Annotated in this window: 15 protein-coding genes and 1 pseudogene; 11 read left to right on the top strand and 5 right to left on the bottom strand. The window is 66.3% G+C overall.

Annotation, left to right across the window (positions count from 1 at the left end):
- Positions 1-251: 251 nt before the first annotated feature.
- From AB0L06_RS41800 to AB0L06_RS41765, 8 genes are all read left to right on the top strand, one after another.
- Positions 252-1019 (top strand): hypothetical protein, encoded by a 768-nt coding sequence (locus tag AB0L06_RS41800; RefSeq protein ID WP_500237141.1) that lies wholly within the window; start codon positions 252-254, stop codon positions 1017-1019.
- 232 nt (positions 1020-1251) lie between these two features.
- Positions 1252-1587, top strand: a complete 336-nt coding sequence (locus tag AB0L06_RS41795; RefSeq protein WP_500237140.1) for a hypothetical protein — start codon at positions 1252-1254, stop codon at positions 1585-1587.
- A 118-nt stretch (positions 1588-1705) separates the two neighbouring features.
- A complete protein-coding gene (locus AB0L06_RS41790; RefSeq protein WP_500237139.1) occupies positions 1706-2119 on the top strand; it encodes a hypothetical protein in 414 nt (137 codons plus the stop codon).
- A 38-nt stretch (positions 2120-2157) separates the two neighbouring features.
- Positions 2158-2472, top strand: coding sequence for a DUF8033 domain-containing protein (locus tag AB0L06_RS41785; protein WP_500237138.1), 315 nt, complete (start codon positions 2158-2160; stop codon positions 2470-2472).
- On the top strand, positions 2472-2771 hold the full coding sequence (locus AB0L06_RS41780; protein ID WP_500237136.1) for a hypothetical protein: 300 nt from the start codon (positions 2472-2474) through the stop codon (positions 2769-2771). The genes AB0L06_RS41785 and AB0L06_RS41780 overlap by 1 nt, the downstream gene beginning before the upstream one ends.
- Positions 2772-2915: 144 nt before the next feature.
- Positions 2916-3986 (top strand): DUF4192 domain-containing protein, encoded by a 1071-nt coding sequence (locus AB0L06_RS41775; RefSeq protein WP_500237134.1) that lies wholly within the window; start codon positions 2916-2918, stop codon positions 3984-3986.
- A 120-nt stretch (positions 3987-4106) separates the two neighbouring features.
- Complete coding sequence (locus tag AB0L06_RS41770; protein ID WP_500237132.1) at positions 4107-4904, top strand: DUF2786 domain-containing protein; 798 nt, start codon at positions 4107-4109, stop codon at positions 4902-4904.
- 84 nt (positions 4905-4988) lie between these two features.
- On the top strand, positions 4989-5477 hold the full coding sequence (locus AB0L06_RS41765) for a hypothetical protein (RefSeq protein ID WP_500237130.1): 489 nt from the start codon (positions 4989-4991) through the stop codon (positions 5475-5477).
- Positions 5478-5654: 177 nt separating this feature from the next.
- On the opposite strand, the gene AB0L06_RS41760 is transcribed toward AB0L06_RS41765, so the two are convergent.
- On the bottom strand, positions 5655-5984 hold the full coding sequence (locus AB0L06_RS41760; RefSeq protein WP_500237128.1) for a tetratricopeptide repeat protein: 330 nt from the start codon (positions 5982-5984) through the stop codon (positions 5655-5657).
- A gap of 585 nt (positions 5985-6569) precedes the next feature.
- Here AB0L06_RS41760 and AB0L06_RS41755 point away from each other — a divergent pair.
- Positions 6570-6731: a hypothetical protein gene (locus AB0L06_RS41755; RefSeq protein ID WP_500237126.1), complete on the top strand. Its 162-nt coding sequence runs from the start codon at positions 6570-6572 to the stop codon at positions 6729-6731.
- 127 nt (positions 6732-6858) lie between these two features.
- Here the strand turns inward: AB0L06_RS41755 and AB0L06_RS41750 are convergent, their stop codons facing one another.
- On the bottom strand, positions 6859-7560 hold the full coding sequence (locus tag AB0L06_RS41750; RefSeq protein WP_500237124.1) for a DNA/RNA non-specific endonuclease: 702 nt from the start codon (positions 7558-7560) through the stop codon (positions 6859-6861).
- Positions 7561-7843: 283 nt separating this feature from the next.
- Between AB0L06_RS41750 and AB0L06_RS41745 the strand changes: the two genes are divergently transcribed.
- The gene (locus AB0L06_RS41745; protein WP_500237122.1) at positions 7844-9202 is read left to right on the top strand and encodes a NucA/NucB deoxyribonuclease domain-containing protein; all 1359 of its coding nucleotides are present in this window, start codon (positions 7844-7846) and stop codon (positions 9200-9202) included.
- Between the two features lie 62 nt (positions 9203-9264).
- The gene (locus AB0L06_RS41740) at positions 9265-9693 is read left to right on the top strand and encodes a hypothetical protein (protein ID WP_500237121.1); all 429 of its coding nucleotides are present in this window, start codon (positions 9265-9267) and stop codon (positions 9691-9693) included.
- Positions 9694-9911: 218 nt separating this feature from the next.
- On the opposite strand, the pseudogene AB0L06_RS41735 reads toward AB0L06_RS41740, so the two are convergent.
- From AB0L06_RS41735 to AB0L06_RS41725, 3 genes and pseudogenes are all read right to left on the bottom strand, one after another.
- Positions 9912-10283, bottom strand: a pseudogene (locus tag AB0L06_RS41735) (transposase); the annotation flags it as partial.
- Between the two features lie 516 nt (positions 10284-10799).
- Positions 10800-12035, bottom strand: a complete 1236-nt coding sequence (locus AB0L06_RS41730) for a C40 family peptidase (RefSeq protein ID WP_500237119.1) — start codon at positions 12033-12035, stop codon at positions 10800-10802.
- 32 nt (positions 12036-12067) lie between these two features.
- Positions 12068-12339 (bottom strand): hypothetical protein (locus AB0L06_RS41725; RefSeq protein WP_500237117.1); only part of this gene is annotated, 272 nt, incomplete at its 5' end.

The following is a 12339-nucleotide window of genomic DNA, read 5'->3' as shown; positions in this document are numbered from 1 at the left end:
ATCCGACCCCTCGGTCTCCAATCGAATGATGGTGTGCGTCAGATGCTTTGAAGAGGACCAGTGCGGAAGTGGCTGGACGTGGGTCGTTCACCGGATGAGTCGCACCGCCAAACCGGCGTGCGAGTACGTCAAGGCCGAAGATGGCGTCTGATCAGCGAGTGGGTTGGTCGGACGCGGTGTCCGGTCAATCAAGATCCCACCAGGAGCGGCCAGAAAGGATCACGCGTCACGGCGCGTCGACAGGACGGAGAATGGTCATGGTCGTGAACTTTCGAGAGAATGGACCGAGTAAGATCCCGGGTGAGACTCTGACGTTCGAGGACATGGCGCGCGTCACTGATTTCGACTGGACGGAGATCCGGTCGATCGCGCGCGGATACTGCCGCAAGGTGGATGCGACCCGCTCGCGCAAGCTGGCCAACGGCAGTGCGACCGTGACCAAGAACGGGTACCCGTTGTTCGGTACCGACGACGCGTCCGACGACACGGCCCAGGACTCCGTGCTGATCTTCGCTCAGCGTCTGCGCGACGTCATCGCACGCTGCGAACCGACCCCCGAAAGCGGCGCCGGGCCCGAGACGCAGGAGTGGGTTTACGTGCGTCGTGACGGCGAACAGATGGCCATCACGCGTGCGACGCTGCGCCGCTGGGCCGTGCGGGATGCCGCACAGCGCAACGGCTACCGGGTCACGCAGCAGCCTGCCGACGGCACTCTTCACGCTCTCCTGCGCGACACGACGTTCGCGCAGAACAGTGCCATCACCTTCCGGACGGCGTGGGGTAACGGCTCGGAGTTCCCGACGCTTCGACAGATGCTCGACACGGCCGAGAAGTCCGACGACCTCAGGCGTGCGGGAGTCTTCGCCGCCGTGGCACAGGAATGCCACGGCGGAGCCTACGGCTCGCGCCGCCAGGTCATCCGCACACGTCGCGAAGCCGAGGCCGAATGGCATGAGCTGTCCAGCCGACTGGACGCGGTGCGCGAAAGCATAGCGGGTGACGGTCAGAGCAACACCTAGAGATTTCCTCGACGACCCCCGGAGATTCCGGGGGTCGTTTCATGTTGATCGACATAAATCTCAAAAGAATCATGATGGCGGTGGACGTTCCAGCGGAGATCGCGGACGTATGTAAGTGACGGTGAGTTCGCCAGCCCGCTCCGCGCTCCATTCTGGCGATCGAACCTCGATTCCCTGAACGCGTGTCCCGAAGACTGTTTCGGGCTGAGATCGCTGAGAGGCGAGAATGGACATGAGGGAAGCCCTTGCGGGAATGATCTCCAACAGGCTCGAACAGCGGACCTTCAATACCGGATCCAAGGGATTCCATGCGTTCGGGCGGGTCGTCCTCGAAGGGATCAGCTACCAGGCGCAAGCACAAGCGATCTTGGTCGGCTCCAAGGGCGACCCCGAGTTGACGCCCGAGGCGTCGACGGAAGAGATCGGGACGGCGCTGGTCGATCTCACATCCCGCGCGCTCGCTCACAAGAACTTCCGATCCGGCCGATCGGGCTATCTGGCGAACGGCAAGGTCACGGTGCGCGGACAGCGCTACCAAGCCAACGTTCAGGCCGTCCGCCTCACCTGAAGCCCACGCGAGCGGCGCGGCCTTCGCCACTCACGGCCGATACACGGCGCCCCCGGAGCCCACGACTCCGGGGGCGCCGTGCCACTCGAACCCGCAACCACACCCAGGACGGTGACCCATGACGTCCAGCCACGTGATCGAACTTCCGCCGAAGTGGCGCATCTCGTCCCACCTCACGGCCTGCTGGCCGATCGACATCGCCCACACACTCGAACTCGAACCGGCCGAACGTACCGACGACGACCGCATCCTTTGGGGCTACCGGCTGACCCGCGACGGCAAGGCGATCTTCGAAGCGCGCGACGTGGGCTCGCCCGTCGGGGAGCGACTGTCCACAGACGCCTACCTGAAGGCGGCGAAGGCCATCCTGACCTTCCTCATCACGCCTTCGGAGGACCCCGAGCACCTCACCCCTGAACAGATCGACTGGCGTGAGGAGCACGCCGAGGAGCTGGCACCGTTCAGCTTCGACGACATGTGCGGCTACTGCGGATCGCCCATGCACATCTCGCCCGCGTGCTCCAACCGCTGAGCCATCCCCGTCCGCCGACGCCGACAGGAGATTCACCCATGCCCAAGATCTCCAGCCGTTCCAGCATGCTCGGGCGGCTTCTCGCCCACCGCAAGGCGTTCAGGACCGGCAGTGGACTCTCAGCGGTGACCGACGCTCCCTACGCGGTAGGACGCCTTCCGGAGGAGTGGGCGACCCGCTACCGGGCCGACTTCGAGCAGCCCGGGATCGGATACGTCGCCCTGTCGTACCGCACGCCCATCGCGTGGGTGCGGCGGGACGGCCAGACCGTCATCCCGGACGAGTACTACTCGGCCACGACGACGCGCCACCAGGCGATCATTCGGCGCTGGATGCGCGAGCGGGAGCCGTGATGACGGTCTACGGCGTGAGGTGGGGCGGCCCCAGCTACAGCCGCCCCTATCTGGGGGAGCCCGAGCGGTTCACCAACCCGTCCACCGCGAAGGACGCCCTGTACAGCCGAAACCGCAGCGACGGCCACCACAGCGAGACCTTCGGCTCCGTCGAGCACGAATCCGAGCGGGTGTTTCTGCCCGTGGTCGCGACCAAGGGCGAGACCTTCGTCCATCTCATCCCAGACGCCGACCTGGCGTGCCCCCGTCGGCGGATCCACTGCGGACCGCGCGACGGCCTCCGCGTCGAACGCTGCTGATCCCGACGGTTTCCGGCCCGTTCCACCAGCCATATCCCCATCGGCCGCTGCCCCTTCCGGCGGTCTCCGATCGTTCCGAATCCCGTTCGCTGGGCCTGTGCGCGCCGTGGCGTGTGCGGCCCGGCGAACAGAAAGGGCAAACACATGAGCACTCCGCTCCCTCCCACCCCTGGCCGTCCCGACGGTGAGCCGCTGGAACCGATGAAGATCCGGACGCCGGAGGACGTGATCAACGTTGTGCCCTACCTCCTCGGGTTCCACCCCCGGGACAGCCTCGTGGTCGCCGCCTTCGACGGACCGCGCAACTTCGCCGCCATCCGGATCGACCTTCCAGGCCCCGAGGCGAAGCCGCTCGGACTCGAGATCGAGGCGGGCATCGCCAAGATCCTCACGGGCCACCACTTCGCAAAGGCCGTCCTGATCGGCTACGGCACCGAGGAGGCCGTGTTGCCCTGTGCCGATCGGGCCCATGAAGCGCTCGAGCGGGCCGGGGTGAGCGTCGCTGACTGCCTGCGCGTCCACGAGGGACGCTGGTGGTCGCTCACCTGCGCCAACCTCGCCTGCTGCCCGCTGGAGGGGAAGCCCCTCGACGCGACCGGCTCCGTGGTCGCCGCGACGGCCACCTACATGGGGCTTGCCGCCGCGCCCTCGCGTGAGGCTCTCGCCGAGATGATCGAGCCGGACCAGACCATCCAGGAGGAGGTCCAGGAGGCCATCGGCCGCGCCGAACGGCGCCTTTGGCGAGTCTGGTCCGCCGATCCGAGGAAGACACCGGCCGAAGCGGTGTCCGAGTTCGTCCAGCGGCTCGAAGACCTGCGTTCGAGGACGCGCGCCAGGGAGAATCCGATCAGTATCGAGGAGATCGCGGAGCTCAGCGTTCTGCTTGGCAACCTGCGCCTTCGGGACGAGGCCGTGGTCAGGATCGGCGAAGGCGACAACGCCGACATCGACCTGTGGGCCGATGTCCTTCGCCGCACCTCACCCGACTTCGCCGCCCCGCCCGCGACCTTGCTCGCGTTCGCGGCGTACATGGCGGGCAATGGTGCGATGGCGCTCGTCGCGCTTGAGCGTGCCGACGAGGCCGACTCGTCCTACTCGCTTGCCGCTCTCCTTCGCGTCGTGGTCAGCGAGGCCGTCCCTCCTTCGAAGCTGCGCGACCTCCTTGGTCAGCAGAATCTCGGCGACGCCTACGGCACCCCGCCCAGGTCGACCTGAGCAAGCCGGCGGGTTACGCACCGGTCGTATGCGCGGTGACCAGGACCCCGACCATCTCCACCACGGGCCGCCCACCAGGGCGGCCCGTGCCTCTCGCATCCCAGCGGACGGAGGTTCTCCATGGCTGCGGACAAGCCCAAGCAGATCCAGAGGATCAGACAGCTCCTGACTCTCGCCGAACATCCCGACACCCCCGACTCCGAACGCCAGGCGGCATTCGCGCGGGCGGGCATGCTCATGCTCAAGTACGAGATCGAAGACGCCGACCTCGAAGCCGCCGCGGACGGAGACGCCCGGGAGGAGATCGTCCTGTACGAACACGCCGTGCCCGGACGCGGCGGCCACGGCAGGGAACGCGCTTGGGCCCTCGGCGACGTAGCCGAAGGAATGGGCTGTCAGGTCGCCTTCCGCGCCAACGATTCCAGCAACCGCATCCGCTGGATCCTGATCGTCGGCCCAACCGCAACGATCGACAACCTCAAGCTCCTGCTGCCCGCCGTCCTGATCCAGATGGAGAACAGCGCCGCCAACGCTGCCCGCGCACACTCCCGGAACCTGCCGGCCTGGCTCACCCCTGGCGAGAGGACCACGGAGACCTCCACCGTCCGCCGCAGCTTCATGCGCGGATTCGGCAACGGCATCAAGGACAAGCTGGAAGCCGCCCGCGCCCGGTTCGCCGAGGAACTGGACACCGAAGCGGCAGCCGGTGATACCGGCGCCGCATCCCGTGAGCTGGTGCTCATGAACCGCCAGCAGCTCGTCCACGCCGAGTTCACACGCCGCTTCCCCAAGCTCGGCAAAGCCCCGCGCGCCCGCAAATTCGACGGACAGGCATACCGGCAAGGCCACACCGCAGGCCGCTCCGCCGACCTCGGCGACGGCAAGCTCGGTGGAACAGCCCGAGGTGAACTCACCTGATCGCGTCGTATCCCGCCGTGCGGCCTGGCGTCCACTTACCGTTAGGACAGCAGGCCGCACGGCCGCCCCATCCAGGAGGCCCGGATGAACGAACACACAGAGGCGCTACTGCTCGACGTTGTGGAGCGCGTCAAGACAGCCATCCGAGCCCAAGACTGTCCCGCCATCGTCGTCCTGGACGGGCGTCCCCGGGTGATCCTCAGCGACTACGACTACCTTCGCGACGACACCACCGCCCGCGCCTTCGAACTCCGCGCCGCCGAGAAGGCCAAGGAAACCGGTGCCACCCGCTGGGCCTTGGCCGTCCCCATGGTCTGGCTCATCACCGAACACTCCATCGCCACCCGCCCGGTCTCCAACCTCCCTCTGCGTGAGGGCGAACAGGAAGTCATCATGTGGACCACCGGCGACCTGAACGAAGGCGTCGACTACGGCAGAGTCCCTTACACCCGCCGCCCTGACAGCACCCCCGCCTTCGACGGCCCCGAGATCGTCACCATCGCTCTCCGCCCCACCCGCTCCACAGTCGGCTCTGTGTTGCTTCACGTCCTCACGGTCGATTCTCGTACGTGAGGGCCGTGTGGATCCTGTTCAAGGGCGGTTGGCGTTTGGACGCAGCACGGCGCCGCCTGGCCTACTGCGGATGGCCAGGTGCTCAGGCCTGCGCCACCCGAGGAAAACATTCTGGGGCGGTGGGCCTGTTCTCGAGCCACCTGCCGGGCTCTCTCGGAATCGGTCGTTACGAGAGCGCTAGGGGGCAGTCTCTCCTTCCTCACCCGCGATGCCCCGCCAGTACGCCAGGTCGCTGCGGGTGTTGAGGGTGTTGGGGTGGTTGGGGCCCAGCACCCGCATCCGGTCGGCCAACAGTTTTTGGAGGGTGGTGGCGGCGCCTGCGGCATCTCCCGCCTTCCCTTGCCAGTTGGCCAGGTCGCTGCGGGTGTGGAAGGTGTAGGGGTGGTCGGGTCCCAGCACCCGCACCATGTCGGGTAGCAGTCTTTGGAGGGCGGTGGCGGCGCCTGCGATGTCTCCCGTCCTCCCCCTCCAGTTGGCCAGGTTGCCGCGGCGGCAATGCCCTCCCACGGGCTGGGCCGACTGTGGCCCGTCACTCAGGGACGCGATCAGAGCCCGCTGAGCGGAGGCCCAGAACGCGCGGCCCGCTCCCGGCCGATCTCAACCCAGCGCCTGACCTCGGCAGGGTCCGCGCCCGCCTCGACGAGAACGTCGTGGCGAAGCTGCGCCTGCTCGCGGAGGCAATCCACCCCGCCAGCCGAGGCACCGAGGATGCGGCCAGCGGTCCGGGCAAGCAGATCCCCGCGGAGCTGCGGCTCCCAATGGGGCTGCGGGGCCGTCGCGATCTTCTGAAGCTCTGCGGTGATCCGGTCTGGCGGGAATGTCGTGGTCGGTTCGTTCAGCGGGAGCGAGACGCCCGAGCTGAAGCTCGGGCGTCTGGTGTGCGGGGTGTGCGTTGAGTAGGAGGCGGAGTGCGGGGGGCGGCATCCTTCGGACCGCTGACAGCAAGACGTGGCACTCCGCAGAGTGCGAGCATGAATCGAGCCGCCGAGGATCCACGGGAGTCCCCAAGGCGCACAACCCGAGCTGAGTCCCACGAGGCCGCTCTCATCGCCCCTGAGGGATCACCGTCCATCCGTACTCATGGGAGGCAGCATGTCCAGCAACTCGAACACCGTCGTGGACGACCCGGACGTCTACCTCTTGGTGACGCTGGCGAGCGAGGCGGGTGACGTCCTCGGGGAGATCGCCTTCCGCGAGGCCGAGGCGTCCGAGAAGGAGGTCGAGGCGATCCGCGCCGCACTCGACCAGGGCTGATCGGCCCAACTGCACGTCTCATCGCCCCTTCAAGGGTTCGCGACAGCGTTCATTGCCCGCCTGAGGGCAGGCACAAGGAAGCCCTGGCCACTGGCCGGGGCTTCCTTGCTGCTCAGGTACACCCACCTCAATGGGTGGCAGTCGCCTCCGGAGCGCCACACCCGGCAGCTTTGTACAGCCCCTCGTATGAGCCACGCAGCCGCCCGTACTCCGCCTTGGTGAGCTCGCGGTTGGGGAAGTCTAGCTTGATGTTCTGCTGGGCATTTCCAGCGGTCACCACTTCCACATCCGCGTGGAAGGCATCGGGAATCAAGGTCGTCGCGTCGGGGTAGGTGAGCTTGATCCGGTAGTGCAGGATTTTGCCGCCGGGCTGTTTGAGACACCGCTTAGCGCCGGCTTCCATGTGCTGGTAGGCCCCGCGATTCACACTGGCCCACTGCGGCGCCAGATCATAGCGCCTGTCCACGCCGTGCAATGTTGCGGCTATCAAGTGGCCTCCGTCGTAGCCCGTCGTGCCGGCCATGTGGCCGACCTTGCTCTGACAAGAGCCGCGGTCGGCATCACTGTGGGTGACGTTGCTGGCTTCGGCCCGCTCGGGGCGGCCTTCGGAGTCCGTGAAGTAGCTTGCGCCGTCCGCGTGGTAAGTGGCGTTGGGGGTGAGGTGCTCGGCGCACGGTGCCGGGTCGATGTCCGCCGCAGGTGCAGGCTTGGACCGTGGCGTCCCGGGGTCGGTAAATGCGGATGCGGCTGTCGCGGTCAGCGGAGACAGTGCCGCTGCGGTGATGGCGGCGGTAGCGAGCAGGGCGCGGGCAGGACGGCGAGCGGCCAAGGGGAGCCTCCTGGGCAGGGGAACGCCGTCCGGCAGGACAGCGAGCACCAGACAACAGGGGCTGCGGCCGTCACGTCACTACCTGTGGTGGCGACAGGCGCATCACGCGAGTGACACATGAGGCTGCAGCGGATGCTGTGAAGGTTCCCCGCCGGTCGACGGCCGCTTCTGGCCGTTAACGCCGCGCCTCTTGCAGGCTTCGTCGAGGATCCAAGATCTTTAGCTGGTCTCCACCCTTGACGGTGACGACACGTCCCCTTACCAGCGAAGTAAGGAAGCCTGCATGCACAGACGACTTGTGGCCATGGCCGCGGCCGTGATCACAGCACTCACACTGGGGGCGCCCGCCGCGTCCGCAGCTCCTTCACAGACGAAGGAGGCTGGATTCTTCTACTCGCGCCCTCTAGAGATCAATCCATCGCGACCCGCGCCCCTGAAGTCGCCTCCCGATCCTCGCGCGCGCCCCAAATCAATGTCCCTTCAGGAGATTCAGCGCAGAACCCAGGAGAACTCCTACGAGGTCGATGCAGCCAACCCTGGATCCGAACTCAGCGCAGCGGCAGCCGCAGACCCACTTGCCGATTGCGCCAAGCAGAAAGTCAGCAATCCCCAAAGAGGGATCGTCGAAAGCCATTTTCTTTTCTGCACAAAAGGCAATGGGGAGATCGTCCACCAAATTAACAAGAAGATTACAGGGGGAATTCACTATCACATCACCGTCACGGGGGCGGGACACAATGGAAAGCGAGAGATCAATTTCCAAATCAAGGTTGTCGACATCGTACCCTACGGAGACATGACGAAGCTGGACATTCGTCTCCAGTTCTACATCTACTGCGGCCCCATGCGCAGCAACGATGCCGGGTGCAAGGAAGGAGCTAGTCCAACCACGATGAAGCGCGTGTCGACGTGGATGCACGCGCCCTACGACAATCTCATGAAGATGACCTCGCCCAGTAACATCGGCCAAGGCGCCGAGAAGGTTAACTTCACGCGATGGCAACTCCTGGTGAACAGCCCGGAGATGGTTATCGCCAACGACAGGCCCTTGATTGACCAGACGGCACGTTTCGATTCAGCTGCCTACATCACCGGCAAGATGGGTGCCATTTTCAACCAGGTGACACCACATCTGCTGTTCAGTCGTGCCAAGCGTGACGGAGTGCCCGAATCCGCGAACCATATGTGGCAAGCCTGCCATAACACTGCGGCCACAATCCCAACCGTCAAGAACAAGAAGATTCCCGGCTGCAATAATAACAACCCGCTCCATCGCCTCTACCATCCTCAAACAAAGAAGATCAAGGTCGGCAGGAAAACAAGAATTCTCGACCGGTACAAAGAGAATCGGGCAATGTCGGTCAGGACCTGTGAGGCGAAGTGGCCGGGATACCCCTCGCACGGAGACGACTGCGATGAATTTCCCTTCGCCGCAACCTACGAGGGGTCGGACGCGCCGGCCTGGGATCCCAAGGCTGTACCTGGCAACTACTCCGTCTGGCCGGTCAATCTGTCCGACAACCGGAGGGCCGGTGCCAAGCTCGGTGGCTGGTTTACCCAGGACCGCATCCTGGACTGGAGCGGCAAGGATCCCGTCAGTCGCACCACTTGGCGTGACCCCTTCGTCATCTGGGTCCGATAGCCGTACCCTGAGCCTCACCCGTTGACGAGCCCGGTAGCTGTGGAGGTTTGGTGCCGTCTCCCGTGCAGGAGAGCAGTGGCCTTGTCCTGGTCGAGGCCCATCAGTTCACCTTGCAGGAAATCGCAGAACTCCAGGGGCCGGAGGGCTCGCCCCCTGCTCTTGGCGAGCGTCTGGACTTCATTGCGCCCTTCCTGTACGTCATCAGTCCAGGAGAAGACCATTACCCGCAGGTAACCCTTCAACTGTGGGAGCAAGAGCCCGGCCCCGTCACAGCTTCGTGGTCGCAGCTTGGCCAGATCCGCGCCAGGGTTGACGGTGACGTGCTGGAAGCTTGGGCAGTCACGCAGGGGCCGTCGCAGGCGAGCCTGACGGTGCGTCCGGGCTGGTATTGGCTCCGCATCTACTGCCGGGGTAGCAAGAAGGTTCAGGGACGCACGCGCGGCTTCCCCGAGGGGCTAGAGCAATTCATGATTCAGGTCTGGCCTGCCTGAGTCGACAGTCCAAGCAACGGCCCGCCCTCCCGAAGGAGGGCGGGCCGTCGTGCCGGTCGAGCTTCCCCACTCGCCGACAGCGTGAGGCTACCTCTACGTCGGGCCCCGGCTGGTCAACGCCAGGGACGTCAGGAACCGGCCGACCACAGGCCAGCGGTGCTCAACCGCCCGCGCGACCGCGTAGTACCCGGCGATGACGACCCCAGCCGCACCGAGCTTCAGCCCGGACGAGGCGTCCTGGTCGACGATGATCCCGAAGTGCAGGGCGAGCCAGGCCAGGCCCGTACCGACACCTTGATGCGGGCGATGACCTTCTGGAACTGGGGCTGTCGGTGGCCTGTCCCGGGGTGAGGACGAACGACAACGGGCGGCAGCGCCGGTCTGCCGCCAGGTGGGTCTTGGTGGTCAACCCGCCTCGAGAGCGCCCCAGCAGCGCGGTCTTGAGCCGGATCAGCCTCCGTCGTCGCTGGCGTCTGCATGACGCCCTGGATCGCCCACGTCCGAAACCTGTCGTAGATCGTCGACCACGACCCGTATTCGGCCGGGACGTCCCGCCACGGGGTGCCTGTCCGGAACCTCCACATCACCCGTTGAACTGCTTGCGCAGGTCAGGGACAGGCCCCCCGCTCACCCAACGGCAGATGCGGCTCGATCAGCGCCCATTCGTCGTCCGTCACATCACCACGCGCCATACCAGCGTGCTACCAGCCATGGTGTTCGCCCGTAGGGCGAACACCATGATCTGAACTGCGAACAGGCCCTAATCCCGCCCTTAGCCGCTGGTCTGGCAGTTCGTCGTGCGCACCGGCGTGCAGGCCACCGCACTGGCCACTGTTCGCACAGTGGACCGCCTAGGCTTCCTGGCCGGATGTTCTACCGGCGGGCTGGTCATGCGGCCCAGGGCGGTGAAGGCGACCTCGGCGTTCATGGGTTGAACGCAGCAGCGTGTGGGCGAGTTCGTCCGCCCGTGCGCCCTTCCTTGCGGCCCAACCGGAACGATCACCAGGTCCGCCGACGCCGCAAAGAGGCATCGCCAACCTGAAGGGGGATGGGAGACACAACGGGGCGTTTGGTGCGCGGGCCGATGGCACGAGAATTCGTGTTGCTCAGGGAAGTGACCGCAGCCTCGTTGCATGAACTGGGCGGACGGCTCCCGCGTATTGGGACTCGTAGTAGGTGTTGCCGGCCCAGCGGGTGATTTCGATGGTGCGGCCGGTTTGGGGTGCGTGGATCATGCGTTTGCCGTCGATGTTGAGGCCGACGTGGTGGATGGTGGCGGGGCTGCCGGGATCGCTGGCGAAGAAGATCAGGTCGCCGGGCCGGAGCTGGGCGCGGGGGATGTGGGGGCCGTCGTGCCATTGAGTGTCGGTGGTGCGGGTGATGTGGACGCCGGCCTTGGTCCAGGCGTACTGGGCGAGGCTTGAGCAGTCGTAACCGACGGTGTGGGCGCCTTGGTCGATGCCGGTGCTCGGGCCGCTTGGTCCGCCGCCACCCCAGGAGTAGGGGATGCCGAGTTGGGTCATGGCGGCGCGGATGGCCAGGACACCCCGGCCAGAACCGGTGGGTGAGCCGGGTTGTTCAGGACTGTCTTTGACCAGTTGGGTGCAGAGCTGGTCGGCGTCCTTCTGGAACTGTTCGGCGATGACGGAGGTGCTCGGCGGATGAGGAACGCTGTGCAGCGAGCGAGCGGTCTTGGCGAGGGCTTTGGCCCGGGGGAGCTTGTCGGCTGCGGTGGTGATCAGCCCCGCCCTGATCTCGTGTTTGGCGCTGACCGTCAGCTGCGGTGTGGTTGTGGCCGCCGCGCCGAGGGATCGGACGATGTCGGCGGCCTGGGATTCGTAGTGGGCGTACGCGGTGGGTGTGGCTGATTTCTGGATGGCTTGGGCGGCCTCGGTGAGGGGGAGGAGCTGCCAGCCGTCCAGGTGGGTGAGGCGGGAGTAGAAGGCGTGGGCGGCGTGGCGGGGGTCGAGGATCTGAGCGCGGGTGCCATAGCCGCTGGTGGGTTTCTGGTGGAACAGGCCGAAGGAGGTGCCGTGGTCGCCGGTCAGGTCATGGCCGAGGTTGGATTCCTGGAGGGCGGTGGCGACGGCGATCACGGCTGCGCGGGTGGGCAGGCGCTGCTGGGCAGCGGTCCGGAGGATGATGCGCGCATTGGCGGCCTGGGTGAGGTCGAGGCCAGGGATGCGGGTGGTGCTGGTGTCGCGGGCGATGCCGGGGCTGGAGGAGGCGTAGTCACAGATGGTGGTGACGGTGCCGGGTTGGCGGGCCAGGTCGTTGAGGTGGGTGCCGCCGGAGGCGGCGCCGGTGACCACGGCGGCGCCTCCGGCCAGGACGCCGCCCACGGCGGCGAGTTTGATTCCAGCTCCGGCGAGGATCACGACGTGTGTGCGGGTTTGTTCGAGGTCGTCTGGGGCCAAGTGTGGGTGAGGGCGGCGAGCCGGCAGCGGGATGAGCCGATATCCAGGGGAAGCCAGAAGCGTCCGGCGGGGGAGTCGTCGCCGGGATCGACGAGGGCGGACGGGCAGGCGGTCGCGATCGGCAGATGGTGAGCGGCGGGGCGGGAGGCCAGCCGTGCGCGGAGGTTGGCTTCGCGGCGCGGGCCCTGGAGCCAGAACAGGACAGGTGTGGTGATGCCGGTGGCCTCGG

This window comes from Spirillospora sp. NPDC052269 (assembly GCF_040679435.1).
Taxonomy (GTDB): Bacteria; Actinomycetota; Actinomycetes; order Streptosporangiales; family Streptosporangiaceae; genus Spirillospora.
This window is presented reverse-complemented; position numbering and strand designations above follow the sequence as displayed.